Here is a 26,791-nt window from a genome sequence, read left to right on the forward strand (position 1 = left end):
AGGTGGAGGGTCCGTGGACCGGACGGAGGTGTTCGAGGCCGAGCGTCCTCGACTGGTGGCCATCGCGGGCCGGGTGCTCGGCGACCACAGCGAGGCGCAGGACATCGTGCAGCAGGCCTGGCTGCGGCTGGACCGCACGCAGACCGACATCGACAGCCTGCCGGCCTGGCTGACCACGGTCACCACCCGGCTGTGCCTCGACCGTCTGCGGGCCCGCACCCCCCTGCCCGTCGAGGACGTCGAGCTCCTCGAGACGCAGGAGACCGGCGGCGACCCCGCCGACGACGTCGCGCTCGCCGAGACCGTCGCCCTCGCACTGCACGTGGTGCTCGACCGGCTCTCCCCGCGCGAACGGGTCGCCTTCGTGCTCCACGACAGCTTTGGCGTCGACTTCGAGGCGGTTGCCTCGGTCCTCGACACGACGCCGGCCGCCGCGCGCAAGCTGGCCTCGCGGGCGCGGGCCAAGGTGACTGCACCCCATTCACAGGATCGACTGGCCGACTGGGAGGTGGTCGACGCCTTCATGGCGGCGGCCAGGAACGGCGAGTTCGCCGCACTGCTCACGCTGCTCGCCCCTGACGCCGCCGTGACCGCTGACGACGCCGCGGTCCTGGTGGGCACGCCGCGCCAGATCGACGGCCGAGACGCGGTGGCCGCGTTCTTCAACGGCAGCGCGCAGTCGGCGCTGCCCGTCTTCGTCGGCGAGCGGCCCGGCACCGCCTGGTTCCACCTCGGGCAGGCCAGGGTCGTCTTCGACTTCACAGTCGGCGACGGCCTCGTGCAGGCCGTCACCTTCCGCGCAGCACCCGAGGTCCTCCTCCGCGTCGTGCGCCGCGACGGCGGCCGGCCTCGCGGCTGACCGCGCACCACCTGCCCCCCGCACACGCCACACACACCACACAGACCAAGGAGAACGACCATGAAGACCATGACCTGCCGCGCCCTCGGCGGCGCCTGCGACCTCGAGCACCACGGCGCGAGCGCCGACGACGTCATCAAGGCGCAGGACCGCCACCTCAAGGACCAGGAGCAGGCCGGCGACGCGCAGCACCAGCCGGCCCGCGACGCCATGAAGAGCCGGTGGCGCCACCCCCGGAAGTCGATGGGCTGGTACACCGACACCAAGGCGGCCTACGCAGCCCTTCCCGAGGACTGAGCCCTCACGGCATGCTGGTGGCATGGAGCCCGTGAGGGGCGCGCGCGCGATCGCCTGCTGCTCCGCCGCCCTCGGCGACGTCGGGTTGAGACCGGACCAGCAGCTGGGGCAGTGGGACGGTCTCCAGCCCCCGAGATAGGGCCGCAGGAGTCATACTCGGGTCATAGCCGATGTCCAGCAAACGTCCAGACTCTCGGCCGACACTGACGAGGTGACCGACACCGTGAGCCGTGAGACGCGTGAGACGCGTGAGACGCGTGAGACGCGTGAGACGCGGGACAACCGCGACAACCCCTACGAGGCGACGCTCCTCGTCGTCGAGGACGAGCCCAACATCCGCGAGCTCCTCGCCACCTCGCTGCGCTTCGCCGGCTTCGACGTCTCGGTCGCGGCCGACGGCCAGAGCGCGCTGACCAGCGCCTCCGAGCGCCACCCCGACCTCGTCGTGCTCGACGTGATGCTCCCCGACATGGACGGCTTCGAGGTGACCCGGCGCCTGCGCGAGTCGGGACGCCAGCTGCCGATCGTCTTCGTCACGGCACGCGACTCGGTCGAGGACAAGATCAAGGGCCTGACCGTCGGCGGCGACGACTACGTCACCAAGCCGTTCAGCCTCGAGGAGGTCATCGCGCGCATCCGCGCCGTGCTGCGCCGCACGCGCGGTGAGGAGGACGGCGCGGCCTCGCTGCGCTTCCACGACCTCGAGCTCGACGACGACAGCCACGAGGTGCGCCGGGGCGGCCGTGTCATCGACGTCTCTCCGACGGAGTTCAAGCTGCTGCGCTACCTCATGCTCAACCCCAACCGGGTCCTGTCGAAGTCGCAGATCCTCGACCACGTGTGGGACTACGACTTCCGTGGCGAGTCGGGCATCGTCGAGTCCTACATCTCCTACCTGCGGCGCAAGATCGACACCGTCGAGCCCTCCCTCATCCACACCAAGCGCGGCATCGGCTACGTGCTGCGCCTGCCGCCGGGCACTCCCACGGCGTGACCCGGAGCCTCCATCCGCTGCGCCGCGCCAGCGACCGGCTGGCGACGCTGCCCCTGCGCGTGCGGCTGGTCTCGGTCGTCGTGCTCCTGCTGGCGGCTGCCCTGGCCGCCTCGGGCCTGATCGTCAACGTGCTGCTGCGCAGCTACCTCCTCGCCCGCGCCGACGACGAGCTGCGCACCTACTCCGGGGTCGTGGCCGATCTCGACTACGACAGCCGCACCGCGTACGCCTTGCGCCCCAACTTCACGGTGCGGCTCAACCGACCTGACGGCAGCGACGTGATGGAGATCGTCGACTCGGCGACCGAGCCCGACCTCACTCCCCTGATCCCCCCGCTGAAGTCCACGGACCCCCGGGTGGCCCAGTCCCGGCCCTTCACCGTGCCGTCCACCGCGGGCGACGAGCCGTCGTGGCGGGTCATCTCCGGGGTCACGGCCGACTCCAAGTCGGTCTACGAGGTCGCCATCTCGCTGCGGCCGATGGACGACACCCTCGACCGGGTGATCAAGGACGGCCTGCTCATCGGCCTGGCCGTCCTCGCCGCCTCGGTGGTCATCGGCTGGTATGCCGTCCGCCGCAGCTTCCGCCCCCTCAACCGCATCGAGGACACGGCCGCCGCCATCGCCGCCGGCGACCTGACGCAGCGCATGCCCGAGCGGGCCACGCCCGACGAGGTCGGGTCGCTGACCCGCTCGCTCAACGCCATGCTCACCCAGATCGAGCAGTCCTTCGCCGTGCGCGAGGCCTCCGAGGAGCGGATGCGCGAGTTCGTCGCCGACGCCTCGCACGAGCTGCGCACCCCCCTCGCCACCGTCCGGGGCTATGCCGAGCTCTACCGGCAGGGCGCGGTGAGCCGCCCCGAAGACGTGCGCAGCGCCTTCGGACGCATCGAGAGCGAGGCCGGGCGCATGGGCAGCCTCGTCGAGGACCTGCTGATCCTGGCCCGCCTCGACGAGAAGCGGCCCCTGTCGCTCGACGACGTCGACCTCGCGGTGCTCGCGGGCGACGCGCGCCAAGACGCTCACGTGCTGGCTCCGGACCGTCACGTGCGCCTCGTCGGCGCCTTCGGGCCGCTCGGCCCGGTGCACGTGGTCGGCGACGACCCGCAGCTGCGTCAGGTGATGACCAACCTCCTCAGCAACGCGCTCAACCACACCCCCGCGGGCACGCCGGTCGAGATCGCGGTCGGGCAGACGACCGCCGGGTGCGCCGTCATCGAGGTGCGCGACCACGGCCCCGGCATCGACCCGCAGCGCGCCCGCAAGGTGTTCGAGCGCTTCTACCGCACCGACCCCTCCCGCAGCCGCGTGCAGGGTGGCAGCGGCCTGGGGCTGGCTATCGTCTCCGCGATCGTGGCCGCCCACCAGGGCTCCGTGCGCGTGACCCCCACCGACGGCGGTGGCGCGACCTTCACGGTCGAGCTCCCACAGGCCCTGCACAGGCTGACCCAAGCGGGCTCAGACGTCAACCCGGTGTAGTAGTGGACATACCGACGCACGACCCGTCGACCGCACGAACGCAGGAAGAGGACTTGAGGACCATGACCCAGCAGACGCACCCGCACGAGACCGACGGTCCCCGCGAGGAGCACGACCCCACCCCGGCCGCCTCGGAGCAGGGGGAGACCCGCGAGCCGTTGTGGTACGACGGGCCGGCCGCCTGGCAGTCCCCCTCCACCGGCTCCGACGGGCAGGCCGGGGACACCCCCCAGAGTCCGCCGCAGGGCACGAGCGAGGGTTCCCCCGGGAAGGACTTCGGGCTCACGGCGCCAGTGACGAGCGCGATGCCGACGTCGCCCTCGGCCGAGCACACGCAGGAGCACCCCGGCTTCGGCTGGCCCGACGACACGGCCCGGGCAGCCGCCGACACCACCAGCTCGTATGCCGCCCCGACCAGCCCGTACGGCCCCACCGGCAGCACCGCCGGCGCCGGCTTCGGTGGTGGCGACGGTGGCTGGGCCGGCCCCTACCCCGCCCCCTCCGTCTCTCCCGGCCCCCAGCCGAAGACCCGTCAGGGCCGTCGCTGGGCCGAGATCGGCGTCGTGGCCCTCGTCGCGGCGGCCCTGGCCGGCGGCGGCAGCTACGTCGCGGCGAAGAACGGCCTCGGCAGCACGATCGCGACCACGAGCACCGCGGGCTCCGCCCCGGCCTCGGCGTCCAACCCCGCGGCCCCGGTCGCGCAGGGCAACCCGAGCAGCCCCGACTGGACGGTCACGGCCAAGGCGGTCTCGCCCAGCGTCGTGGCGATCACCGTGCAGAGCAGCTCGGCCGAGGGGCAGGGCTCCGGCGTCATCATCGACGCCGCGAACGGCTACGTCCTGACCAACAACCACGTCGCCACCGGCGCGGGCGCCGGGGCCAAGATCTCGGTGACGCTCAGCGACGGACGCTCCTACGACGCCACGATCAAGGGCACCGACCCGTCGACCGACCTCGCGGTGCTGCAGATCAAGAGCCCGCCGACCGACCTCAAGGCGATCTCGATCGGCGACAGCAAGAGCCTCGTCGTGGGCCAGCCGGTCATGGCCGTGGGCAACCCTCTCGGCCTCGCCGGCACCGTCACCACCGGTATCGTCTCGGCGCTCAACCGACCCGTCACCACCGCCTCGTCCGAGGGTGGCTCGGGTGGCAGCACCCAGGACCCCTTCGGTGGCTCGACGCCGAGCGCAGCCACCCCGGTCGTCACCAACGCGATCCAGACGTCGGCGGCGATCAACCCCGGCAACTCCGGTGGTGCCCTCGTGACGGCCGACGGCCAGCTCATCGGCATCAACTCGTCGATCGCCTCACTCGGCGGCAGCAGCAGCGGCGGCGGCAGCCAGAGCGGCAACATCGGCATCGGCTTCGCGATCCCGTCGAAAGAGGCCAAGTCGATCGCCGACCAGCTCGTCGCGACCGGCAAGGCCCAGCACGCCTACCTCGGCGTCAGTGCCTCCGACACCACGGTGACCGACGGAAGCAGCAAGCGGGCGGCAGCCCTGATCCGCTCGCTGTCCTCGGGCACCCCGGCCGCCAACGCCGGGGTCAAGCAGGGTGACGCGATCGTGGCCATCAACGGCCAGAGCATCGAGTCGTCCGAGTCGCTCGTCGCCACCATCCACGAGTACGGCGTCGGCGACAAGGTCACCGTCACGGTCATCCGCGGCGGCGCCAAGCAGGACATCGCGGTCACCCTCGCGGCCCGGCCCGCTCAGGGCTGAGTGCAGCCGGGAGACCGGCAGACCGACGGCGAGAGCGGGTACGGTGGGCGACTGCCCGTCGTACCCGCGTCGTCCGGAGGTCTCAGCCGTGCCTGCCGTCAGCCGCCCCGAGCCCGAGCTGGCTCGCGAGCAGGAGCACCTCGCCCGGGCCCGGGCCGAGCTGGCCCGCATGGCCGAGAAGACGCGCACCACCGAGCGTGCCGCCGGTGACCCGGTCTCGGATGCCTTCCTCGCCGCCACCCTCGCCCGGCGCCTCGCCTCGCTGCAGGACGATCCCACCTCCACCCTCTTCTTCGGCCGCATCGACCTCGACGGAGAAGAGAACCCGGCCACGCGGGCACTCGGGGGGAACTCGGGGAGCGCAGCCCCCCGCGGGACGTGGCACGTGGGGCGGCGCCACGTCGCCGACGACCGGGGCGACCCGCTCGTCATCGACTGGCGAGCCGGGCTGAGCGCGGCCTTCTACCGGGCGTCCCGCGCCGAGCCGATGGGCGTGACCCTGCGGCGCCGCTTCGGCGTCGACCACGGTCGGCTCACGGCCTACGAGGACGAGCACCTGCAGGACGTCACCGAGCGGGACCACCGCTCCGACATCCTCGCCCAGGAGATCGAGCGCCCCCGCGTGGGCCCGATGCGCGACATCGTCGCGACGATCCAGCCCGAGCAGGACGAGATCGTGCGGGCCGACGCCGGCACGACCGTGTGCGTGCAGGGCGCCCCGGGCACCGGCAAGACCGCCGTCGGCCTGCACCGCGCGGCCTGGCTGCTCTACGCCTACCGCGACAAGCTCTCGCGCTCGGGCGTGCTCGTCATCGGCCCCAACCGCGCCTTCCTCGACCACATCGGCGCCGTCCTGCCGGCGCTCGGTGAGGTCGAGGTCGCCCACACCACCGCCGAGGAGCTCGTCGCCAGCGTGCCGGTCAGGGGGGTCGACGACACGCCGGCGGCCACGCTCAAGGGCGACGCGCGCCTCGCGCAGGTGCTCCACCGCGCCGTATGGAGCCACGTGCTCCCCTCGGGCGCCTCGCTCGACGCGCTCGTCGTGCCGCGGGGCGCGCACAAGTGGCGGGTGGCGGCACACGACGTGGCGGAGGTGCTCGAGCAGCTGCGGGCGCGCGACATCCGCTACGGAGCCGCGCGGGCGGTGCTGCCGCAGCGGCTGGCCCACCACGTGCTGCTCGCGATGGAGCGCGCCGGCGACTCCCCCGACGACCAGGTGCAGGACGCCGTGGCCCGCACCACCGCCGTCAAGTCCTACATCGCCTCGGTCTGGCCGGCCCTCGACCCCCGACAGGTCCTCTTCACCCTCTGGAGCGACCCGGCGGTGCTGGCGGAGCACGCCGACGGGGTCCTGTCGGACGAAGAGCAGCGAATCCTCTTGTGGGACAGGCCTCCCCGCACCAAGGGGTCGGCCCGCTGGTCGGCTGCCGACGCGGTGCTGCTCGACGAGCTGGCTGACCTCGTGGACCGCACACCGAGCCTCGGGCACGTCGTGCTCGACGAGGCGCAGGATCTCTCGCCCATGCAGCTCCGGGCGGTCGGAAGACGCTGCGCGACCGGGTCGGCGACCGTGCTCGGAGACATCGCCCAGGGCACGACACCGTGGTCGACGTCGTCGTGGGAGGAGTCGCTCGCCCACCTCGGCAAGCCCGGCAGCCACGTCGAGGTGCTCGACCGGGGCTTCCGGGTGCCGGGGCTCGTCATCGACTACGCCGCCCGTCTCCTGCCCGCCATGGCGCCGGGGCTGGGCGCGCCGGTGTCGGTGCGCGACAACCCGGGCCGGCTCGACATCGTGCGGGTCGACCGCGCCGGGCTGGCGGCCAGGGTCGCGGTCGTCGTCGCCGAGCAGGTGACGCAGCCGGGGTCGGTAGGCGTCATCGCGCCGGCGTCGCTGCTGGCCGACCTCGGGGCGGCCCTGGACGCGGCCGGTCTCGAGCACGGACTGCTCGGCTCCGACCACGGCGACATCGAGCACCAGGTCGACCTCGTGCCGGCGACGGTGGCCAAGGGGCTGGAGTTCGACCGGGTCGTCGTCGTCGAGCCTGCGCGCATCGCCGCGGACGAGCCGGACGAGCGGACCGGCCTCCGGCGCCTCTACGTCGTGCTCACCCGCGCCGTCACGGCGCTCACCGTCGTGCACTGCGACGACCTGCCCGCGCTGCTCGCCTGAGGAGGCCGTCACCGTGCTGCTGCTCGACTCGTGGACCGACGACCTCATGGTCCTGTGTCCCGGCGCCGACCCGGTCATCGTGCAGGCCGTCGGCACGGACCTGCTCGCCCGCTGGCGCGAGCCCCATCGGCGCTACCACTCGCCCACCCACCTCGTCGAGATGGTCGAGGTGCTGCACGAGCTCGGCGAGACCGGCGAGGTCGGGGCGGACGACGAGCGCCTCGCCCGGCTGGCGGCGTGGTGGCACGACGCGGTCTACGACCCGGCGGCCACCGACAACGAGGAGCGCAGCGCGGTGCTCGCCCACGACGCCCTCACCGGTCTGCGCCTGCCGACCGATGTCGTCACCACCGTCGTCGCGCTCGTGCGGATGACGGCCGGCCACACCGCCGCCGACCCCACACCGCTCACGCGGGCCCTGCACGACGCCGACCTGTGGATCCTCGCCTCACCACCGCCCCGCTACGCCGCCTATGCCAGCCAGGTGCGCGAGGAGTATGCCGCTGTGCCCGACGCCGCCTTCGCCGTCGGCCGCTCGGCCATCCTCGCCGACCTCGTGGGCCGCCAGCGGCTCTACCTCACCGACCACGCCCACCGGGAGTGGACGGCTGCGGCGCGGCACAACGTGGGGCGCGAGCTCGTGAGGCTGGGCGCAGAGGGTGGGGCACCAGAGGGGTGACCCGACGCGCTGGGGAGGGTCGCCGGGGGAGAATACCGCCATGACCGTCGACGTGCTGGTGGAGACCACGATCGGGCGACCCGTCGCCGACGTCGCAACATTCTCGGGCGACCCCACCAATGCCCCGCTCTGGTACGCCAACATCCGATCGGTCACCTGGAGGACAGCTCCCCCCGTCGAGGTGGGCTCACGGATGGACTTTGTCGCCCGGTTCCTCGGCAGGCGTCTGGCCTACACCTACGAGGTGGCCGAGCTCGATCCCGGTCGCCGGCTAATGATGCGCACCACCGACGGTCCCTTCCCGATGGAGACCACGTACGAGTGGCGAGTGACGGAGGCCGGGCAGACCCGGATGACCCTTCGCAACCGGGGCGACCCGGCCGGCTTCTCACGCATCGCCGCACCGATCATGGAACGCGCCATGCGCCGGGCGACCAGCAAGGACCTGTCCCGGCTCAAGGCGATCCTCGAACGCGGCTAAGGCTCTGCGGACGTCGGTGGAGGCGCCGACACCGCACAACGAGACCAGTGCACGCCCCCCCGACAGGCACCACCCCTCCACCCCCCTCCACCGGTCCTGTGGGCGTCGGCACCCCTGCCGGGTCAGGGCACGTCGACCGTGCGGCAGCCGAGCGGGGTATCGGAGGTGCCGGCGCCGAGGTTGCGGGCGGTGACACAGACCGAGTGACGGCCGCGGGCCGCCGGTGCGGTGACGACATACCCGTGGTTGGGCCCGTAGGCGGGGAAGGCGCGGCCGACGTCGGGGCGGACTGCGCTGGCGGCACTGGTCACCGGGGTCGCACCGTCGACCGAGACCGAGACGGCGCTGGGGGTGGCCGTGTCGGGGTCGATCGCCCAGCCGGCCAGGACGATCGCGGAGCCGTTCCAGGCCGCGACGTCGAAGTGCCCGAACGGCTTCGAGGGCGGCACGACGACCGTGCGGCACCCGAGGGGCGTGTCGGAGGTGCCGGCACCGGTGTTGAGCACCGTCACGCAGACCGAGTGGGGGCCGGGAGCGGCGGCCACGATGACGCCGTACCCGTGGTTCGCGCCGTAGGCCGGGTAGGCGCGGGCGATGTCGGCCCGGGCCGTGCTGGCTGCGCTGGTCACCGGGGCAGCGCCGTCGAGGGAGACCGCGACGCTGGCCGGGTTGGCCGTGTCGGGGTCGATCGCCCAGCCGGCCGCGACGATGGCCGAGCTGTTCCAGGCCGCGACGTCGAAGTGCCCGATCGGCTTCGAGGGTGGCACGACGACCGTGCGGCACCCGAGCGGGGTGTCGACCGACCCGGCCCCGCTGTTGAGCACCGTCACGCAGACGGAGTGGGGGCCGGGAGCCGCCGGTGTGGTGACGGCATACCCGTGGTTGGCGCCGTAGGCGGGGTAGACGCGGGCGATGTCGGCGCGCGACGTGCTGGCGGCGGTCGTCTGGGCGGTGCCGCCGTCGATGGTGACCGAGACGCTGGTCGGGTCGGCGGTGTCGGGGTCGATCGCCCAGCCGGCCGCGACGAGGGCGGAGCCGTTCCAGACGGCGACGTCGAGCCGACCGAACGGCGCCGACGCCGGCACGATGACGGTGCGGCACCCGAGAGGGGTGTTGACCGTGCCGGCACCGATGTTGAGGGCCGTGACGCAGACGGAGTGCGAGCCAGGGGCCGCCGGGACCGCGACGGCGTAGCCGTGGTTCGCGCCGTAGGCCGGGTAGACCCGGGCGATGTCGGCGCGGGCGGTGCCCGCGGCGCTGGTCACGGGGGTGGCGCCGTCGACGGAGACCGAGACGCTGCTCGGGCTGGCGGTGTCGGGGTCGATCGCCCAGCCGGCCGCGATGACGGCGGAGCCGTTCCAGACGGCGACGTCGAGGCGGCCGAACGGCGTCGAGGGAGGCACGACGACGGTGACGCAGCCCAGCGACCGGGCCACGAGACCGAGGGCCGTCACGCAGACGGAGTGGCTGCCCGGAGCGGCCGGGACCGCGACGGCGTAGCCGTGGTTGGCGCCGGACGCGGGGTAGACCCGGGCGATGTCGGCTCGGGCGTTGCCGGCGGTGCCCGTCTGTGGGGTTCCGCCGTCGACGGACACCGAGACGCTGATCGGGTTGGCGGTGCTGGGGTCGATCGCCCAGCCGGCCGCGACCAGGGCGGAGCCGTTCCAGGCGACCGCGTCGACGTGCCCGAACGGGGGTGCGGCGGAGGCCGCCGCACCGTTGGCCAGGGCCTGCAGGCCAGCCAGTGAGCCGTTGTAGACGCTCATGTCGACGGCCCCCGTGATGCCCGACAGGCTCGCCGACGCCGTGTACTGCCAGAAGGTGTAGGCGCTCCACCCCCCGGGGATCTGCGGCGCCGCCCCGTAGGACGCGATCCACAGGGGGTATCCGGCGAAGGCCCGGCTGTTGCCCATCGCCGTCTGCCAGAAGTAGGAGCTCGCGTAGATGATCGGGGTGCGACCGGTAAGCGACGTGACCGTCTGCAGGTAGGACTGCGTCCAGGCCACGAGCGCAGTGGGGCTCAGGCCGCCGGTGGCCTCCAGGTCGAGCACGGGCGGCAGGTCGCCCCGCTGGTGCAGGGTCCCGCTCACCCGCACGAAGTACTGGGCCTGGGTGACCGCACTGACGGAGGGCGTCGCGAAGTGGTAGGCCCCACGCATCATCCCGGCAGCCGCCATCCCGGCGAAGTCGCTGGCGAAGTAGGGGTTGGTGTACCCGGCTCCCTCGGTCGCCTTGACGAACCCGAAGGTCGCGCTCCCGCTGGCATGGGCCGATCCCCAGCTGATGGCCTGGCCGCCGGGGTGCTGGTAGCTCGAGACGTCGGGCCCGACGATCGAGGCCAGGGCGCTCGCCGAGCCCGTGACGAGCAGGAGGCAGACCGCCACTGCGGTCAGGAGAGGGCGGGCCAACGCCACCACGGCGGCGCACCCCACCTCCGCGACACCACGAACCCTGCGACTACCAGCCATCCTGCGCACCACCCTGCGATCGACTCCAGCTCTACCTGACAACCCCATCGGCCGCGGCCGCCGGATCAGGAGCCCTTCGCCCCCTCGATGTCACTTTGTCCCGGAGCAGCGTGCGCTGCCGGCCGCCCCCGCCCCGGGACCGGGCCCCAGCACCCGGTCCAGCAGCGGCCACCAGAACTCCCCCGCACACCGAGCCTCGAGCTCGTCGCGGCCCACCCAGAGCGCCGCGTCGACGTCGGCGGCGACCGGCGCCAACGGGCGCGAGGTGAGGGTCACGGCATACAGCTGGAGGTAGGCCGCACCCTCGCCCCAGCGGCCGACGCGGCCGGCCGTGACGGCGGCGTCGGCGCGCACGGTGAAGCGCTCCCAGCCGACGGGACGCAGGAGCGCCGGCGCGACCACGAGCCCGGTCTCCTCGGTGAGCTCGCGCACCGCGGCGTCGGTCGGGTGCTCGCCCGGCTCGACTCCCCCACCGGGCGGCCCCCACGCCTCGCGCGCGAGCGTGTGCACGACCGCCACCGCGCTGGCCCCGTCGTCGACGACGACCGCCACCGCCACGACGTGACCGCGGTCGAGGGCGGTGTCGGCCAGCACCAGGTCGACGTCCATGAGGCCACCCCCGGGTGCGGGCACGCCGGCCACCCGGGCGACGGGCACGTCACCGCGCCGCTTGCGCAGCCGCAGGCCGGAGGCGAGCAGGCGGCGCACCAGGTCGGCGCCGGTGGTGGGCGTGGCTCCGGCGGCGACGACCGCGGCATACCGCTGGGTGGAGACGTCGTAGTGGTCGCCCTCGAAGCTGCGCGGGTGCAGGCCGGCGCGGGCAGCGACGGCGTGCAGCTCTTCGAGGGAGGCGTCGCTGACGAGGTGGGCGAAGGTCGTGCCGTGCCGGGGCCAGATGGGGACGTCGATCCAGGTGGTCATCGCGGCCCACGGTAACCCGCCCCTCGTCCGAACGGATGAGCCCGAGTCGTCAACCACCCTATTTGCCCGCTTTAAACTGTCCGTCGGCAGCTGCGGGTTCTAGAGTCTGAGATGTCACGATTCCCTACTTCCGCGGCCATCCCCAGGAACCCCCATGAGCGCTCAGCCCCTCCGCGTGGTCGACGGCAGCCGCCTGCGGACCGACCCGGCCGTCACCCTCGCCTACGCCTCGCGGCTGCTCGCGCCGTCCACGTCGTACCGGCAGCTCGAGCAGGTGCGCCGGGCCGGGTTCGCCCGTCGCGTCTTCTCCCGCAGCACCCTGTCGACCACCACGCGCTACCTGCGGGTGGCGACCCCCGTCGAGCCGACGTGGCGCGAGCCCGGTGCCCCGGTCGTCCCCGGCGTGCTCTACCTGCCGCTCGCCGCCCAGGCCGCTGCCCAGCGCGCCTCCGGCATCCGCCCGCTGGCTGCTGTCGCCGGAGACGACTTCAGCGCCGCCTGACCCGCACCCCGGTGGCCGGGGCTGACGGCACGTCGACCCGGGCACGGGCGGTCCCCTCGGGGGGCCGCCCGTCCTCGTGTGCCCCGCACGCCGAGAGGGCGGCCCCCCTCTCGGGGAACCGCCCTCCGTCGTGCTGGGTCGTGCTGGTGACGCTGGGTCGTGCTGGTGGCTGACGCTACCGAGTGCCGGGGCTCAGAAGCCCATGCCACCCATGTCGTCGCCGCCGCCGCCGCCCATGCCCGCCGAGGCCTTCTCCGGCTTGTCGGCGATGACGGCCTCGGTCGTGAGGAAGAGCGCGGCGATGCTCGCGGCGTTCTGCAGCGCGGACCGGGTCACCTTGACCGGGTCGTTGATGCCGGCAGCCAGCATGTCGACGTACTCGCCGGTCGCGGCGTTGAGGCCCCAACCCTTGTCGAGGTTGCGGACCTTCTCGGCCACGACCCCGCCCTCGAGGCCGGCGTTGATCGCGATCTGCTTCAGCGGAGCCTCGGCTGCCACGCGCACGATGTTGGCGCCGGTGGCCTCGTCACCCTCGAGCTCGAGGGTCGCGAAGACGTTCTTGGTCGCCTGGATGAGGGCGACGCCACCACCGGCGACGATCCCCTCCTCGACGGCAGCCTTGGCGTTGCGCACAGCGTCCTCGATGCGGTGCTTGCGCTCCTTGAGCTCGACCTCCGTGGCCGCGCCCGCCTTGATGACGGCGACGCCGCCGGCGAGCTTGGCCAGGCGCTCCTGGAGCTTCTCGCGGTCGTAGTCGGAGTCCGACTTCTCGATCTCGGCCTTGATCTGATTGATCCGGCCCTCGACCTGCGTGCGGTCGGCGAGGTCCTCGACGATGGTCGTGTCGTCCTTGGTGACGACGACCTTGCGAGCGCGACCCAGCAGGTCGAGCTCGGCGGTGTCGAGCTTGAGGCCGACCTCCTCGGAGATGACCTGACCACCGGTGAGGATGGCGATGTCGCCGAGCATGGCCTTGCGACGGTCACCGAAGCCGGGCGCCTTGACGGCGACGGACTTGAAGGTGCCCTTGATCTTGTTGACGACCAGGGTGGCCAGGGCCTCGCCGTCGATGTCCTCGGCGATGATGAGCAGCGGCTTGCCCGACTGCATGACCTTCTCCAGCAGCGGCAGCAGGTCCTTGACGCTGCTGATCTTGGAGTTGACCACGAGCACGTAGGCGTCGTCGAGGACGGTCTCCATGCGCTCGGTGTCGGTCACGAAGTAGTGGCTGACGTAGCCCTTGTCGAAGCGCATCCCCTCGGTGAGCTCGAGCTCGAGACCCATGGTGTTGGAGTCCTCGACGGTGATGACGCCTTCCTTGCCGACCTTGTCCATCGCCTCGGCGATGAGCTCGCCGATCTGGTCGTCCGCGGCGGAGATCGACGCGGTGGCGGCGATCTGCTCCTTGGTCTCGACCTCGACGGCAGAGCTGAGCAGCTCGGCGGCGACGGCCTCGACGGCCTTCTCGATGCCGCGCTTGAGCGCCATCGGGTTGGCGCCGGCGGCGACGTTGCGCAGGCCCTCACGGACCATGGCCTGGGCGATCACGGTGGCCGTCGTCGTGCCGTCTCCGGCGACGTCGTCGGTCTTCTTCGCGACCTCCTTGACCAGCTCGGCGCCGATCTTCTCGTACGGGTCGTCGAGCTCGATCTCCTTGGCGATGGACACGCCGTCGTTGGTGATCGTCGGCGCTCCCCACTTCTTCTCGAGGACGACGTTGCGGCCCTTCGGGCCGAGGGTCACCTTGACGGCGTCGGCGAGGATGTTCATTCCTCGCTCGAGACCGCGGCGAGCCTCTTCGTCGAATGCGATGAGCTTGGCCATTCGGGTGGTTCCTCCCACGCGAATCGTGTGTGGAGACCACCACGGTGCCCGCGACGGACGGCACGGGTGCCACACGCTCACGTCGCGTGCGCTCCCCGGACCTCACCAGCAGTGGTCGGGTTCTGTCACTCTCATGGTGAGAGTGCTAAGCCATTATTGGCACTCTCGCCCCGAGAGTGCAAACCCCGACCGTCCCGTGTCCGGTGACGCGCCTCCAGGAGGCGGCTCGCCGCCCGCAGCCGGGGCCAGGGTGGTCCTCTCGACACCAGCCTGTCCGGTATGCGCCTCTGAAGAGGGCGCATAACGGTCAGGGGGGTGTCGGGAGGACCAGCGCGCCGACCTCCGCGACTGGCGCGCTGGACCGGGCCCTCAGGTGGGCGGCGGGAGGGCGGCAGCCAGCCGGGCGGCATACGCGGCGGTCTCGCCGTCGTCGTAGCGGGTGCGCGGCCAGAAGAAGCCGCGCAGCCCGTCGCCCTTGGTGCGGGGCACGACGTGCACGTGCAGGTGCGGCACCGACTGGCTCACGACGTTGTTCATCGCGACGAAGGTGCCTTGGGCGCCGAGACCGTCGACCGCGGCCTGGGCGAGGCGGCGGGCCCCGTCGAGCAGGGGCGCGTGCAGGGCGGGCGGCAGGTCGAGCAGGGTGTCGACGTGGGGTCGCGGCACGAGCAGCACGTGACCCTTGAAGACGGGACGCACGTCGAGGAAGCCGAGCAGGTCGGGCTCGTCGAGCACCACCGTGGCCGGCTCGGTGCCGGCGACGACGGCGCAGAAGAGGCACGCCTTCGCCGGTGCGGGTGGCGGCATACGGGCTAGTCCGTCAGCTGGGTGCGCAGCGCGACCTCGGCCTCGGAGGCACCCGGCTCGGCGAGGTCACCGACGAAGACGGCGATGAGCGTGCGGGCGGGGTTGGACTCGTGCTCCGCGAGGAGCCCGCGCCAGAGCGTGAGGTTGGGGTGCTCGACCCCGGCAACGCCCTCCACCGGCTCGAGCGCGGTGAGTGCGTGCCTGAGCTCGGCCGCCGACAGGTGCTGGGTGTAGGAGCCCTCCGCGTATCCGAGGGTCTTGGCCAGCACGAGCGTGGCCAGCGCGCGCTCCCCGCCCTGCCCGGCATGGTTGACGACGGGGAAGTCGTAGCCCTCGTCGGAGGTCGCGCTGCTCATCCCGACGGCGAAGAGGGCCGGCTCGGTCCAGCCGTTGATCGAGTCGGCGATCGTCGTGGCCGCCGCGGTCAGGTGCTCGGGGGTGCTCCACTGGCTCATCCCGACAGCCTCGCACAGGCGCGAGGGGGCCCCGGAGCAGACCCGTACGCCGAGCCCTCCCCCCACCCTGCGCTGCGGCCTGTCGGTCCTGCGGGTTAGCGTCGGTCCATGAACGCACCCGCCATGGACAAGGACGCCCTCGTCGCGCTGCAGGGCCCGCTCAAGGAGCGGTACCGCGCAGACGCCGAGTCGGCCGTCATCACCCTCGAGGCCACGGGCCGGCTCGGCGAGGGCGTCACCTGCTCCCTCACCACCGGGCGGGCGATGGCGGCCGCGGGGCTCCACCCGATGGCCGGGGGCGACGGGTCGCAGCTGTGTTCCGGCGACCTGCTCCTCGAGGCGCTCGTGGCCTGCGCCGGCGTCACGCTCAAGGCGGTGGCGACCTCGCTCGGGCTCGACGTGCGCGGCGGCACGGTGCGGGCCGAGGGCGACCTCGACTTCCGCGGCACGCTGGCCGTCGACAAGGAAGCGGCCGTGGGCTTCACGGCGATCCGGCTCGCCTTCGAGGTCGAGACCGACGCGAGCGCCGAGCAGCTCGCGACCCTCGAGAAGCTCACCGAGCGCTACTGCGTGGTCTGGCAGTCGCTGCGGCACCCGCCCGAGGGGACGGTGAGCATCACGGCCGCCTGAGGCAGCGCTCCCTACGGGCTGTGGCTGGGCCGGTCACGCCCGGGCCAGCACCTCGCCGTGGAGCACCGCGAACCAGCCGTCGCGCTGGGTCGCCCAGTCCTGCCACGCCTGCGCGATCTCGTCGATGCCGTCGGGGGTGATCAGCCCGCGCTCCAGCGCCTGCTGCCCGAAGGTGGAGTGGCGGGTGCGGTCGGCCCACAGCCCGCCCCACCAGGACCGCTCCTCGGGGGTGGCGAAGCACCAGGTGGTGGCGCTGCAGGCCACGTCGGTGAAGCCCGCCGCGTGCACCCACGAGAGCAGGTGTCGGGCCGCGTCGGGCTCGGCGCCGTTGCTGCGGGCGACCGCCTCGTAGATCTCGAGCCAGTCGTCGAGCCGGTCGTCGCGCGGCGACCAGACCATGGCGTCGTAGTCGGCGTCGCGCACCGCGACGAGGCCGCCGGGGCGGGTGACCCGGCGCATCTCGCGCAGCGCCGCGACCGGGTCGGTGAGGTGCTGCAGCACCTGGTGCGCGTGCACGACGTCGTAGGTGTCGTCGGGGACGTCGATGGCGTAGACGTCACCGATCACGAACTGCGTGAGCGTGTCACCCCGGTCGGCGGCGTGCTGCCGGGCCGTCTCGAGCGGAGCCGGCACCGGCTCGAGACCGACGACGCGGCCGGGCGCCACGCACTGGGCCAGGTCGAGGGTGATCGTGCCCGGGCCGCAGCCGACGTCGAGCACCGACAGCCCAGGGCGCAGGTGCGGCAGCAGGTAGGCCGCGGAGTTCTCGCCGGTGCGCCAGGTGTGCGAGCGCAGGACGGACTCGTGGTGGCCGTGGGTGTAGGTATCCGTCGCCATCGTGCCTTCCGATCCCTGGGACCTCCCGAGGATCGGACCGTATCCCGAGGGCCGGTACCGGTCACCCATCCATCCGACCAGCGGACGCGGGAGTGGCAGCCTCGTGCAGCACCAGTGCCGCACGAGCCCGAGAGCGCACGTCGTCGAGCAGCGCGACCGGCGCCAGAAGCTGCACCTCACCCCCGAAGCCGAGCACGAGGGCCACCGCGGCCTCGCGGGCGCGCACGGTCAGGCGCAGTGCCGGCCACGACCCCGCGGGGGACGGCGCGCTCGCCACCACCGTGCCCGCGGCCGTCTGCGACGAGGCCACCAGCCGAAACCTCGCGAGGGCGTGGGGCGCGACCGCCACGGTGACGACCACGCCCTCGTAGGACGACTCGAAGGCCGAGCGCACCCGGCTCCACTCGGCGGCCAGGTCGAGGTCGTCCGGCACCCGGGCCGCCACGTCGATCACCCGGGCCGAGGCGATCCGCGAGACCCGAAAGCTCTTGACCACGCCCCGGTGCGCCGCCAGCAGGTACCACCGCCCGGCGTTCTCGACCAGGCCGTAGGGGTCGACGGTGCGGGTGCCCGGCTGCTCGTCCCCCGGGGAGGCGTAGCCGAGCAGCACCCGGCGCCGGGCCATCGCCGCCTCGCGCAGCCGCGGCAGGAGCGGCACCTCCTCGGCGGCGGCGAACCAGCGCCGCCGGTCGACGACCACGACGGCCGCGAGCGCGTCGGCCCGCTCGAGCGCGGGCTGGGGCACGGTCGCGGCGAGCTTGGTGAGGGCGGTGCCGAGCTGCGCCCCGAGCCCGAGGTCGGCGGCCGCCCCCTGGGTGGTCCAGGCGAAGAGCGCCTGCGCCTCCTCCGAGGTCAGCCCGCTCACGTCGGTCTCGTAGCCCTCCATCAGCACGCACCCGCCACCGCGGCCCTGCTCGCAGTAGACCGGCACCCCCGCCGCCGACAGCGCCTCCATGTCACGCAGGACGGTGCGCTCGCTCACCTCGAGCAGCTCGGCCAGCCGGCGGGCAGGGAGCCGCCCGTGACGGCGCAGGAGGTAGAGCAGCTGCAGCAGTCGGTCGGCACGCACGTGACGATCGTGACAGCAAACCCCGACATCAGGTGTCAGGTATGCCGCGGAGTCTGGACCTATGACCACCTCCGCGCAGACCTCGCCCCCGATCGCTCCCATCGCTGCAACTCCAGCCGCTGCGGCTCCAGTCGGCCCGCCCGACCCCCGGCCCCTCCTGCTGCGCGCTCTCGACCAGGTCGGGCTGCTCGTCGACGGCCTGAGCGCCGACGACCTCGACCGCCCGACCCCCTGCCCGGACTATGCCGTGCGCGAGCTGCTCGGGCACCTCGTCGCCGTCGAGGGCCGGATCGCCCACATCGCGGCCGGCGGCCAGCCCTTCGACGTGCCGTCGGTCGTCACGGGCATCGGTGACGACGGCTGGGTCGACGCCTGGCAGGAGGGGCGGCGCCGGCTCGACACCGTGCTCGCCGACGACCGCGTGCTCGCCGGCACCATCGCGCACCCGGCTCGGGTGATGCCCGCCCGGCTCGCCCTCTTCGCCTACGTCAGCGAGGTCGCCGTGCACGCGTGGGACCTCGCCGTCGCCGTCGACCGTCGCGACGGGCTCGACCAGTCGCTGGCGCAGGTCGTCCTCGGCCCGGTGCAGGCCGCGCTGCCCGCGCACCCGCGCGGCGGCCCCGTCCCCTTCGCCGAGGTGGTCGAGGTCGGCGCCGACGCGACGCCGTACGACCGGCTCGTGGCCTGGATGGGCCGCCGCCCCTGACCCCACCCCCCTGGCGTTCCGAACCAGGGAAACCCTGCGTTCTGAGAGCACCGGGCCACCCGAACGCGGGGTTTCCCTCGTTCGGAACGGGAAGTGGGGGGTCAGGGAGTCAGGCGGGGAGGGCGAGCCCGCGGCTGCGGGCCCAGTCGTGCATCACGGCGGTCAGGGCGTCGGCGACCCCGGCGCCCGCTCCCCCGTCCGCCGTATGCAGCGTCGCCACGTGCAGGCTCTGGCCCGGGGCCAGGCCGGGCCACGGGAGGTCGCGCACGACCTGGGTCACCAGCACGCCCACGTGGGCGCCGTCGCGGTCGGCGACCCAGGTCGGGTGGTCGTCGGGGTCCCATGCGGCGCTGAAGCGGTCGAGGAAGCCCGGCTCGGGGCCGGCCTCGGCACAGCGGGCCGCCTGGAGCCGGAGGGCACCGACCACCAGGGCGTCGTCAGCCTGCGCCCTGCGCACCCGCACGCTGCCCATGGGGGAAGTGAACCACCTCCGGGGTCGCGACGCGGGGACCGGGACCCGGGTGATCGGCAGGGTCAGGCGTCGAAGCCGAGCCGACGGGCGCTGCGGGCCCGCTGGCGCGAGCTGCGCAGCCGGCGCAGGCGCTTGACGAGCATGGGGTCGGCCGCGATGGCCGCCGGGTTGTCCAGCAGGGCGTTGAGCACCTGGTAGTAGCGCGTCGAGCTCATGTCGAAGAGCTCCTTGATCGCCTGCTCCTTGGCTCCGGCGTACTTCCACCACTGGCGCTCGAAGGCGAGGATCTCGAGGTCACGCGACGCGAGCTCCGCCCCGCCTGCCAGCGGCACGTCGTACTGCTCCTGGGCGTTCACGTCGACCCACGCTCCCTCTCGACCGGTGCCGTGCGCCCCCGAGCGGGAGCCAGGGCCAGCATACGCGGTGAATAACAGGCCTGTCATTCACCTCGTCGGAACGAGGGGGGTGCGGACGGGTGGTGATGCACCACGAGTCACATCCGCCCCGCAAGCCCCTCCAGTGGCTGCTCGAAGCGGACAGCGGGGTGACAGGTCGCGGTGGAGAGCGACGTTCTACCCCGCTGGGTAGCGGGGTAGAACGCCACACCCAGGCCCCGCGCCCTCAGGCCATCGTGTCGAGGATGGCCGAGATGTCGTCCTCGGTCGTCAGCGGGTTGACGATGGCGAAGCGGGTGACCGTCTCACCGTCGTGCGAGGTCGGCACGACGAAGGCGAACTCCTCCGCGAGCAGCCGGTTCGACCACGCGGCGTAGTCGGCCGGCTCCCACCCGACGCGGCGGAAGACGACGACCGACAGGTCGCGCTCGCGCAGGGTCTCGACATAGGGCCGGCGCCCGATCTCCTCCTCCGCGAAGCGCGCGACCGCCAGGGTGCGCTCGACCGCCTCGGTATAGGCGCGGGTGCCGTGCACGGCGAGCGAGAACCACAGCGGCAGGCCTCGGGCCCGACGGGTCAAACCGATCGAGTAGTCGGTGGGGCTCCACTCGGGCGCATCGGTCAGCACGTCGAGGTAGGCCGCCTTCTGGGTGTGGGCCGCCCGGGCGAGCAGGGGGTCGCGGTAGAGCAGCGCGCAGCAGTCGAAGGGTGCGAAGAGCCACTTGTGAGGGTCGACGATGAAGGAGTCGGCCGCCTCGATGCCGGCGTACTTCGCCCGCACCGACGGGGCGGCGAGACCGGCGCCGCCGTAGGCCCCGTCGACGTGGAACCACACGCCGAGCTCACGGCAGACCTCGGCGACCGAGGCCAGGTCGTCGATGACCCCGAAGTTCGTCGTGCCGGAGGTCGCGACGACGGCGAAGAAGGTCTCCGGACCGTGCTCCGTCAGCACGCTGCGCAGGTGGTCGGCCGACAGGCGCCACTCGTCGTCTATCGGCACCGTCACCAGCTCGGCGTCCATGACGTCACAGGCCGACTGGATGGAGGAGTGGGCGCCGTAGGTCGTCGCCACCCGCCAGGGCCGCGCGCCCGACCCGGCCGCGACCGCCCGGGCCCTCGCCGTATGCCGTGCCGCCACGAGTGCCGACAGGTTGCCCACCGTGCCACCGGGCACGAAGACCCCGCCGGCGCTCGCCGGCAGCCCGGCGAGGTCGGCGATCCAGCGCAGCGCCTCGTTCTCGGCGTGCACGGCCCCGGCCCCCTCCAGCCAGGAGCCGGCGTAGATCGACGAGGCCCCCACGACGACGTCGAAGGCCGCGGCCTCCTTGGTGGGCGCGCACGGGATGAACGACAGGTAGCGCGGGTGGTCGACGGACAGGCACGACGGGGCCAGCACGTCGGTGAAGACGCCCAGCGCCCGCGTCGAGCCGAGACCGTCGGGGGTGATCGTCACGCCGGCGCGGGCGGTCAGCTCCTCGGGTGAGAGGGCGCCGTCGAGGGGCACCGGGTCGAGGGCGAGCCGCTCCGCGGCGTAGGCCATGACGGCATCGACGGTGGCGCGGGTGCTCTGGGGGTCATAGCGGTGCACCCGCGGAGTCTAGGAGGGTCGGGGCCCACTCGGTAGGAGCGCGTCCCGCAGCTGCTGCGCCGAGTCGACCACACGGTCGGGCCCGACGGCCTCGAGCTGGGCGCGCTGCGCGGCGCCCCAGGTGACCGCGACCGACGCCATACCGGCAGCCTGGGCCGCCTCCACGTCGACGACGGCGTCACCGACGTAGACCGCCGCACCGGGGTGGGCCCCCAGCCGGGCGAGCGCGGCCAGGAGGGGGGCGGGGTGGGGCTTGTGCTCGTCGGTGTCCTCGAGGGCGACGATGACCTGCACGTGTGGGGTGACACCCACGAGGTCGGCGCACAGCTGGGCCGCGTCACGCAGCTTGGACGTGGCCACGGCGATCTGCACGCCGGCGGCGGCCAGGTCGGCGAGCACCTCGGTCACCCCGGCGTAGGAGCGGATCAGCTCGGCGGTGTGCGCGCGGTTCCACGCGATGTAGGTCGCGAAGAGCTCGTCGGCTCGGTCGGGCCAGTGCTCGCGCAGACCACGGATCAGGGGCTGCCCGATCCAGCTGCGCACGAGTGCCTCGTCCTGCTCTGCCCCCAGCACCGTGCGGAAGGCGTGCTGGTAGCTGGCGAGGATGAGGTCGATCGTGTCGACCAGCGTGCCGTCGAGGTCGAAGACCACCACCGGACGCCACGGCCGGCCGGGCGGCGACACGGCGTCGGCCCCAGTGACGAGGGGGGCTAGGGGGGACGCGGGGTCGGTGTCGGTCACGGGACACCAGCCTATGGGGCTAGGTCGTCTCACCCGTCCGGGCCATCTTCAAACGGCCCCCGGACCAGTTTCCCGAGAAACTCTTGACCATCTCTTTAACATTGGTACTGTCATAACAGGAGCCGAAAGAACTCGCCGGGGGGTGCGTTCGCCGATGATCGGCCCTTCGCCCCGGGACGTTCCCGGAAGCAGGACAGGGGGTGAACCAACGCTCTTCGCAGAGCGCTGCTCCAGTCCGGAGTGGGCCCGTTCCGGGCTCACGAGCGGCACGGCCGGCTGGTCGTCCCGCCCACGAGTTGGCGCCGCCGCCTGAACCAGCCCTCACCACCCCGGGCGGCGGCGTCTCCTCATGCCCCTGCGCAGTAGGTTGAGCCCATGTCGGCCCGCCCCCTGGAGGATCTCGTCCACCCCTCGTGGGTGCCCGCACTGGACCCGGTCCGCGAGACCATCACCCGCGTCGGCGAGTTCCTGCGCGAGGAGATCGCCGCCGGCCGCGGATACCTCCCCTCGGGTGACGCCGTCCTGCGTGCCTTCCGCCAGCCCTTCGACGCCGTCAGGGTGCTCGTCGTGGGCCAGGACCCCTATCCCACCCCGGGCCACCCGGTGGGGCTCAGCTTCTCGGTGGCCGGTGACGTGCGGCCGGTGCCGCGCAGCCTGCGCAACATCTACGCCGAGCTCGGCACCGACCTCGGCCTGCCCGAGCCGACGTCGGGCGACCTCACCCCGTGGGTCGACCAGGGGGTGCTCCTGCTCAACCGGGTGCTGACCGTGCGCCCCGGCGCGCCCGCGAGCCACCAGGGTCAGGGCTGGGAGGACGTCACCCAGCAGGCCATCACCGCCCTCGCCGACCGCGGTGGCCCGCTGGTCGCGGTGCTCTGGGGTCGCCAGGCCCGCTCGCTCGGCCCCCTGCTCGGCGCGGTGCCGCGGGTCGAGAGCGCCCACCCCTCACCCCTGTCGGCCCGCTCCGGCTTCTTCGGCTCACGACCCTTCAGCAGGGTCAACGAGGCCCTCGTCGCCCAGGGTGGCCAGCCCGTCGACTGGACCCTCGCGTGACACCCCCCTCCCGGACACCCCCTCACCCGCCACGCCACTGGAGCCGCTACGTCGCCATCGGCGACTCCTTCAGCGAGGGCATGTCCGACCCGGACCCCGGCACGCCGGGCGCCTACCGCGGCTGGGCCGACCGCCTCGCCGAGCGGCTCGGAGAGCACGCCCGGGGCACCGGGAGCGAGCTGGGCTACGCCAACCTCGCCGTCCGCGGTCGCCTGCTCGCCGACATCGTCGGCCCGCAGCTCGAGGCCGCACTCACCCTGCAGCCCGACCTGGTGAGCATCGTCGGGGGTGGCAACGACATCCTGCGACCGACGGCCGACATCGACGCGCTGGCCGGCGAGCTCGAGCAGGCGGTGGCCCGCATCCGGGCGACCGGGGCCGACGTGCTCATGGCGACCCCCGCCGACCCGTGGAAGGCGCCGCTGGTGCGGGCCGTCCGGGGTCGCACGGCCACCTACGCCGCCGCCATCTGGGGCATCGCGCAGCGTCAGGGCGCCTTCATGCTCGACCAGTGGACCCAGCCCTTCCTGCGCGACTGGCAGATGTGGAGCGAGGACCGCATCCACCTCAGCCCCGAGGGGCACCGCCGGGTCGCCGCGGCCGCCGCGTGGACCCTCGGGCTGCCGACCGACGAGGCCGACTGGCGCGGCGCCGTCCCCCCTGCCCCCGTGCTGCGCCGGCGGGATGCCGCCGCGGCCGACGCCCGCTGGGCCCGCGACCACGTGGGCCCCTGGGTGCAGCGCCGCCTGCGCGGCCAGTCCTCCGGCGACGCGCTGACCGCCAAGCGTCCCTCGGTGACCCCCCTCGCCCCACCCCCACTCCCACCCCGGTCGACTTGACGCTGCGTCGAGTGCGGGGGGCGGGGGCTCGGGGGCGGGTCAGGGTCGATCCTGAGTGCGCCCGGACCACCGACACGCATACGGTGGGACGGACCCACTCACCACCCACGGGAGGAGCCGTCATGGGCTTCATGGACAAGCTGAAGCAGAAGGCTCAGGAGTACGACCTCCAGGGCAAGGCCGGGCAGCTGGCCGACGGCATCGAGAAGACCGGCAAGCAGGCAGCCGAGAAGGCCGGAGAGATCGCCCACGAGAACCGCGCCAAGGTCGCATCGGGCCTCGACAAGGCGGGGGCCAAGTTCGACGAGCAGACCGACGGCAAGTACACCGACAAGGTGGCCAAGGCCAAGGGCATGGCCACCAAGGCGGTCGACCGGGTCGCCGAGCAGCGCCCCGACGCGGCGTCAGGCGCGGGCGCCCCCACGGACACCACCCCCGGCTCGTATGCCGCGCCCGCTCCGACGACACCCGACGACGTCACGGAGGTGCCGCCCACCGCAGCCGGACCCTCGGGCGCCACCCCGCCGCCCGGGCCGCAGGACCCGTCCATCTGAGCGCCGCGCTGCTGCTCGACGCTCGCCCCCGTCGCCCCGTCGCCCCGTCGCCCCGTCGCCCCGTCGCCCCGTCGCCCCGTCGCCCCGTCGCCCTGGGCGACGGGCGGCGGGCTGGGCGAACCACACCCGGAATCCCGGTCGAGGTGTGAGGATCGTCGTGACGCGTGAGCACCCGCGCACCGACTCGAGGGGACACCAGTGAGCAACGCCGGCCAATTCGGTCCGAACAGCTACCCGCAGGACGCCGTAGGCCCCTACGGCCCACCGCAGTGGTCCGCGGCAACCGGCCTGGCGATGAAGCGGCGCAACGTCGTCGCCGTCTGGCTGGGTCTTCCCCTCATCACCCTGGGCATCTACTCGTGGGTGTGGTGGTACAAGATCAACGCCGAGATGGGCCGCCTCGACCCGCGCCGTCCGGTCAGCGCCGGCACCAGCCTCCTGGCCATCACGCTGGGCAGCTTCCTCGTCGTGCCGCCCTACGTCAGCGTCTACAACACCGGCAAGCGGATCGCGCAGCGGCAGCAGTCCGTGGGCATCGGCTCGAGCTGCTCACCCGTCGTCGGGCTGGTGCTCGTCTTCTTCTTCGGCCTCTACACGCTCTACTACCAGTCGGAGCTCAACAAGATCACCGACCACCTCGGCGCTCCCCCGGTCGGCACCCCGGTGCGCCTCGCCTCCTGATCCGGCTGCTCAGCCGCCGGGGAGCATCGCCCGCAGGGCGCCGATGGTGTCGGCCTCCTGCGGGCCCTTGTCCTGGCGGTAGCCCTTGACCCGGGCGAAGCGCAGGGCGATCCCACCGGGATAGCGGCTGCTGCGCTGCACCCCGTCGATCGCGATCTCGACCACGGTCACAGGCTCGAGCCAGACCGTGTGCGCGGTGCGCCGCAGCTCGATCTGCTGGAAGTGCTCGGTCTGCCAGCGCAGCAGCTCGTCGGTCAGACCCTTGAAGGTCTTGCCGACCATGACGTAGCCGCCCGGCTCGCCGTGCTCCCCCTCGACGTCGAGGGCACCGAGGTGCAGGTTCGACAGCCACCCCTCGCGCCGGCCCGAGCCCCACTCGCACGCGAGCACGACGAGGTCGTAGGTGTGCACCGGCTTGACCTTGACCCAGCTCTTGCCGCGGCGGCCCGCGGCATACGCGGCGTCGATGCCCTTGACCACGACACCCTCGTGCCCCGCCGCGAGCGCCTCGCGCGAGACCCGCTCGGCGACCATCGGGTCGGTGGTCACCTCACCGGGGATCCGGTGCTCGCCCACGACCCGCTCCAGCTCGAGCAGACGCGCCGACAGCGGCTCGTCGATCAGGTCGCGGCCGTCGACGTGGAGCACGTCGAAGAACCACGGGCGCAGCAACGTCTCGCGCGGTGCGTCGGCACCGAAGCGCGACATCGTCTCCTGGAAGGGCCGGGGGCCGCCGTCCTCGTCGAGCGAGAGCGTCTCACCATCGAGGATCACGTCTCGGACCGGCAGGGCCCGCACCACCTCGACGACCTCGGGCACGCGGTGGGTGATGTCGGCCAGGCTGCGCGTGTAGACGTGGACCTCGTCGCCGCGGCGGTGCACCTGGATGCGTGCCCCGTCGAGCTTCCACTCGACCGACGCCTCACCGGTGACGGCCAGCGCGGCGGCAGGGTCGGCAGCGCTCGAGGCCAGCATCGGCATCACGGGGCGCCCCACGACGAGGCCCACGGCGACGAGGTCCGAGGCCGGGCCGGTCAGCGCCAGCCGGGCCGTCTGGCCGAGGTCGCCCGAAAGCATGACCGCGCGGCGCACGACGTCGCCGGGCACGTCAGCCGCACGGGCGACGGCATCGACGAGGACCCCCTCGAGTGCCCCGGTGCGCATCTCACCGAGCAGCACCCGGCCGATGAAGTCCTGCTCGGCCGTGGTGGCCCGCGCCGTGACCGCCCGCAGCGTCGCCGTCCGGGCCGAGCCGGAGCCGGAGCCGGAGGTGGCCAGCAGGGTCTCGAGCAGGGCGTCGACGTCGGCGACCGTCAGCGTCGGCTCGTCGGCCGGCTCGCCCATCACCGCCGACAGGCCCCGCCAGCCGACCCCGACCCGCCCCTGCCTCGCCCGCCCGACGAGGAAGCCCACCGTGGGCGCGATCTCCTCCGGCGCCAGACGTCGCAGCAGGTCGGCGAGCGCCTCGACCTTGGCCAGCCGCGAGCGCGTCGCCGCGACGACGGCGGCGGTGTCGACGACCTGGTGGAGCAGCATGCCGACATCGTCGCACCCACCACCGACAGCAGAG

General features: G+C 73.1%; 27 protein-coding genes. 15 read left to right on the forward strand and 12 right to left on the reverse strand.

The features are described from left to right. Positions 1-13 precede the first annotated feature (13 nt). The 8 genes from V3N99_07005 (at position 14) to V3N99_07040 (ending at position 8,679) form a co-directional block, all read left to right on the forward strand. Positions 14-859, forward strand: coding sequence for a sigma-70 family RNA polymerase sigma factor (locus V3N99_07005; protein ID MEO3936494.1), 846 nt, complete (start codon positions 14-16; stop codon positions 857-859). 60 nt (positions 860-919) lie between these two features. Then, complete coding sequence (locus V3N99_07010) at positions 920-1,156, forward strand: hypothetical protein (GenBank protein ID MEO3936495.1); 237 nt, start codon at positions 920-922, stop codon at positions 1,154-1,156. 211 nt (positions 1,157-1,367) lie between these two features. Continuing rightward, positions 1,368-2,150 (forward strand): response regulator transcription factor, encoded by a 783-nt coding sequence (locus V3N99_07015; GenBank protein MEO3936496.1) that lies wholly within the window; start codon positions 1,368-1,370, stop codon positions 2,148-2,150. After that, positions 2,147-3,628: a HAMP domain-containing sensor histidine kinase gene (locus V3N99_07020; protein ID MEO3936497.1), complete on the forward strand. Its 1,482-nt coding sequence runs from the start codon at positions 2,147-2,149 to the stop codon at positions 3,626-3,628. The genes V3N99_07015 and V3N99_07020 overlap by 4 nt, the downstream gene beginning before the upstream one ends. 62 nt (positions 3,629-3,690) lie before the next feature. Then, a complete protein-coding gene (locus V3N99_07025) occupies positions 3,691-5,349 on the forward strand; it encodes a trypsin-like peptidase domain-containing protein (protein ID MEO3936498.1) in 1,659 nt (552 codons plus the stop codon). Positions 5,350-5,437: 88 nt separating this feature from the next. After that, positions 5,438-7,519 (forward strand): AAA family ATPase, encoded by a 2,082-nt coding sequence (locus V3N99_07030; GenBank protein ID MEO3936499.1) that lies wholly within the window; start codon positions 5,438-5,440, stop codon positions 7,517-7,519. 13 nt (positions 7,520-7,532) lie between these two features. Beyond that, positions 7,533-8,198, forward strand: coding sequence for a hypothetical protein (locus tag V3N99_07035; protein MEO3936500.1), 666 nt, complete (start codon positions 7,533-7,535; stop codon positions 8,196-8,198). 40 nt (positions 8,199-8,238) lie between these two features. After that, the gene (locus V3N99_07040; protein ID MEO3936501.1) at positions 8,239-8,679 is read left to right on the forward strand and encodes an SRPBCC family protein; all 441 of its coding nucleotides are present in this window, start codon (positions 8,239-8,241) and stop codon (positions 8,677-8,679) included. Between the two features lie 122 nt (positions 8,680-8,801). On the opposite strand, the gene V3N99_07045 is transcribed toward V3N99_07040, so the two are convergent. Next, positions 8,802-11,147, reverse strand: coding sequence for a GH25 family lysozyme (locus tag V3N99_07045; protein ID MEO3936502.1), 2,346 nt, complete (start codon positions 11,145-11,147; stop codon positions 8,802-8,804). 90 nt (positions 11,148-11,237) lie between these two features. Next, a complete protein-coding gene (locus V3N99_07050) occupies positions 11,238-12,068 on the reverse strand; it encodes a DUF4031 domain-containing protein (protein MEO3936503.1) in 831 nt (276 codons plus the stop codon). 154 nt (positions 12,069-12,222) lie between these two features. On the opposite strand from V3N99_07050, the gene V3N99_07055 reads away from it, so the two are divergent. Next, positions 12,223-12,570, forward strand: coding sequence for a hypothetical protein (locus tag V3N99_07055; GenBank protein ID MEO3936504.1), 348 nt, complete (start codon positions 12,223-12,225; stop codon positions 12,568-12,570). Between the two features lie 192 nt (positions 12,571-12,762). Here the strand turns inward: V3N99_07055 and groL are convergent, their stop codons facing one another. From groL to V3N99_07070, 3 genes are all read right to left on the reverse strand, one after another. After that, complete coding sequence (gene groL / locus V3N99_07060) at positions 12,763-14,394, reverse strand: chaperonin GroEL (GenBank protein MEO3936505.1); 1,632 nt, start codon at positions 14,392-14,394, stop codon at positions 12,763-12,765. Positions 14,395-14,763: 369 nt separating this feature from the next. Beyond that, the gene (locus tag V3N99_07065) at positions 14,764-15,201 is read right to left on the reverse strand and encodes an HIT family protein (GenBank protein ID MEO3936506.1); all 438 of its coding nucleotides are present in this window, start codon (positions 15,199-15,201) and stop codon (positions 14,764-14,766) included. Positions 15,202-15,206: 5 nt separating this feature from the next. Then, a complete protein-coding gene (locus tag V3N99_07070) occupies positions 15,207-15,656 on the reverse strand; it encodes a hypothetical protein (protein ID MEO3936507.1) in 450 nt (149 codons plus the stop codon). A 108-nt stretch (positions 15,657-15,764) separates the two neighbouring features. On the opposite strand from V3N99_07070, the gene V3N99_07075 reads away from it, so the two are divergent. Next, positions 15,765-16,286, forward strand: coding sequence for an OsmC family protein (locus tag V3N99_07075; GenBank protein ID MEO3936508.1), 522 nt, complete (start codon positions 15,765-15,767; stop codon positions 16,284-16,286). Positions 16,287-16,319: 33 nt separating this feature from the next. Here the strand turns inward: V3N99_07075 and V3N99_07080 are convergent, their stop codons facing one another. Both V3N99_07080 and V3N99_07085 read right to left on the reverse strand, forming a co-directional pair. Then, entirely contained in the window at positions 16,320-17,123 is an 804-nt protein-coding gene (locus V3N99_07080; GenBank protein MEO3936509.1) for a methyltransferase domain-containing protein, read from the reverse strand. Positions 17,124-17,184: 61 nt separating this feature from the next. After that, the gene (locus V3N99_07085; protein ID MEO3936510.1) at positions 17,185-18,192 is read right to left on the reverse strand and encodes a WYL domain-containing protein; all 1,008 of its coding nucleotides are present in this window, start codon (positions 18,190-18,192) and stop codon (positions 17,185-17,187) included. Positions 18,193-18,253: 61 nt separating this feature from the next. Between V3N99_07085 and V3N99_07090 the strand changes: the two genes are divergently transcribed. Then, positions 18,254-18,898, forward strand: a complete 645-nt coding sequence (locus V3N99_07090; GenBank protein ID MEO3936511.1) for a TIGR03086 family metal-binding protein — start codon at positions 18,254-18,256, stop codon at positions 18,896-18,898. Positions 18,899-19,007: 109 nt separating this feature from the next. Here the strand turns inward: V3N99_07090 and V3N99_07095 are convergent, their stop codons facing one another. The 4 genes from V3N99_07095 to V3N99_07110 all read right to left on the reverse strand — a co-directional run bounded on the left by V3N99_07095 (position 19,008) and on the right by V3N99_07110 (position 22,094). Beyond that, on the reverse strand, positions 19,008-19,370 hold the full coding sequence (locus tag V3N99_07095) for a GNAT family N-acetyltransferase (GenBank protein ID MEO3936512.1): 363 nt from the start codon (positions 19,368-19,370) through the stop codon (positions 19,008-19,010). 62 nt (positions 19,371-19,432) lie between these two features. Next, a complete protein-coding gene (locus V3N99_07100; protein MEO3936513.1) occupies positions 19,433-19,813 on the reverse strand; it encodes a DUF3263 domain-containing protein in 381 nt (126 codons plus the stop codon). A gap of 178 nt (positions 19,814-19,991) precedes the next feature. Beyond that, on the reverse strand, positions 19,992-21,305 hold the full coding sequence (locus V3N99_07105) for an aminotransferase class V-fold PLP-dependent enzyme (GenBank protein MEO3936514.1): 1,314 nt from the start codon (positions 21,303-21,305) through the stop codon (positions 19,992-19,994). Positions 21,306-21,362: 57 nt separating this feature from the next. Then, positions 21,363-22,094 (reverse strand): HAD-IA family hydrolase, encoded by a 732-nt coding sequence (locus V3N99_07110; GenBank protein MEO3936515.1) that lies wholly within the window; start codon positions 22,092-22,094, stop codon positions 21,363-21,365. 375 nt (positions 22,095-22,469) lie between these two features. On the opposite strand from V3N99_07110, the gene V3N99_07115 reads away from it, so the two are divergent. The 4 genes from V3N99_07115 to V3N99_07130 all read left to right on the forward strand — a co-directional run bounded on the left by V3N99_07115 (position 22,470) and on the right by V3N99_07130 (position 25,221). Further along, positions 22,470-23,147 (forward strand): uracil-DNA glycosylase, encoded by a 678-nt coding sequence (locus V3N99_07115; protein ID MEO3936516.1) that lies wholly within the window; start codon positions 22,470-22,472, stop codon positions 23,145-23,147. Then, positions 23,144-23,986, forward strand: coding sequence for an SGNH/GDSL hydrolase family protein (locus tag V3N99_07120; protein MEO3936517.1), 843 nt, complete (start codon positions 23,144-23,146; stop codon positions 23,984-23,986). The genes V3N99_07115 and V3N99_07120 overlap by 4 nt, the downstream gene beginning before the upstream one ends. 122 nt (positions 23,987-24,108) lie before the next feature. After that, positions 24,109-24,540 (forward strand): Rv0909 family putative TA system antitoxin, encoded by a 432-nt coding sequence (locus V3N99_07125; protein MEO3936518.1) that lies wholly within the window; start codon positions 24,109-24,111, stop codon positions 24,538-24,540. 198 nt (positions 24,541-24,738) lie between these two features. Continuing rightward, complete coding sequence (locus V3N99_07130) at positions 24,739-25,221, forward strand: DUF4234 domain-containing protein (GenBank protein MEO3936519.1); 483 nt, start codon at positions 24,739-24,741, stop codon at positions 25,219-25,221. Positions 25,222-25,230: 9 nt separating this feature from the next. On the opposite strand, the gene V3N99_07135 is transcribed toward V3N99_07130, so the two are convergent. Then, the gene (locus tag V3N99_07135) at positions 25,231-26,757 is read right to left on the reverse strand and encodes an ATP-dependent DNA ligase (GenBank protein ID MEO3936520.1); all 1,527 of its coding nucleotides are present in this window, start codon (positions 26,755-26,757) and stop codon (positions 25,231-25,233) included. Between the last annotated feature and the right edge of the window lie 34 nt (positions 26,758-26,791).

Source organism: Dermatophilaceae bacterium Soc4.6, from assembly GCA_039889245.1.
GTDB lineage: Bacteria > Actinomycetota > Actinomycetes > Actinomycetales > Dermatophilaceae > Lapillicoccus.

Coding starts and splice junctions, on each gene's coding strand:
- V3N99_07135 (MEO3936520.1), bottom strand. CDS start 26,757: ATGCTGCTCCACCAGGTCGTCGACACCGCCGCCGTCGTCGCGGCGACG.
- V3N99_07075 (MEO3936508.1), top strand. CDS start 15,765: ATGAACGCACCCGCCATGGACAAGGACGCCCTCGTCGCGCTGCAGGGC.
- V3N99_07040 (MEO3936501.1), top strand. CDS start 8,239: ATGACCGTCGACGTGCTGGTGGAGACCACGATCGGGCGACCCGTCGCC.
- V3N99_07100 (MEO3936513.1), bottom strand. CDS start 19,813: ATGACAGGCCTGTTATTCACCGCGTATGCTGGCCCTGGCTCCCGCTCG.
- V3N99_07010 (MEO3936495.1), top strand. CDS start 920: ATGAAGACCATGACCTGCCGCGCCCTCGGCGGCGCCTGCGACCTCGAG.
- V3N99_07095 (MEO3936512.1), bottom strand. CDS start 19,370: ATGGGCAGCGTGCGGGTGCGCAGGGCGCAGGCTGACGACGCCCTGGTG.
- V3N99_07065 (MEO3936506.1), bottom strand. CDS start 15,201: ATGCCGCCACCCGCACCGGCGAAGGCGTGCCTCTTCTGCGCCGTCGTC.
- V3N99_07055 (MEO3936504.1), top strand. CDS start 12,223: ATGAGCGCTCAGCCCCTCCGCGTGGTCGACGGCAGCCGCCTGCGGACC.
- V3N99_07025 (MEO3936498.1), top strand. CDS start 3,691: ATGACCCAGCAGACGCACCCGCACGAGACCGACGGTCCCCGCGAGGAG.
- V3N99_07045 (MEO3936502.1), bottom strand. CDS start 11,147: ATGGCTGGTAGTCGCAGGGTTCGTGGTGTCGCGGAGGTGGGGTGCGCC.
- V3N99_07070 (MEO3936507.1), bottom strand. CDS start 15,656: ATGAGCCAGTGGAGCACCCCCGAGCACCTGACCGCGGCGGCCACGACG.
- V3N99_07090 (MEO3936511.1), top strand. CDS start 18,254: ATGACCACCTCCGCGCAGACCTCGCCCCCGATCGCTCCCATCGCTGCA.
- V3N99_07115 (MEO3936516.1), top strand. CDS start 22,470: ATGTCGGCCCGCCCCCTGGAGGATCTCGTCCACCCCTCGTGGGTGCCC.
- V3N99_07125 (MEO3936518.1), top strand. CDS start 24,109: ATGGGCTTCATGGACAAGCTGAAGCAGAAGGCTCAGGAGTACGACCTC.
- V3N99_07105 (MEO3936514.1), bottom strand. CDS start 21,305: ATGGCCTACGCCGCGGAGCGGCTCGCCCTCGACCCGGTGCCCCTCGAC.
- V3N99_07080 (MEO3936509.1), bottom strand. CDS start 17,123: ATGGCGACGGATACCTACACCCACGGCCACCACGAGTCCGTCCTGCGC.
- V3N99_07050 (MEO3936503.1), bottom strand. CDS start 12,068: ATGACCACCTGGATCGACGTCCCCATCTGGCCCCGGCACGGCACGACC.
- groL (MEO3936505.1), bottom strand. CDS start 14,394: ATGGCCAAGCTCATCGCATTCGACGAAGAGGCTCGCCGCGGTCTCGAG.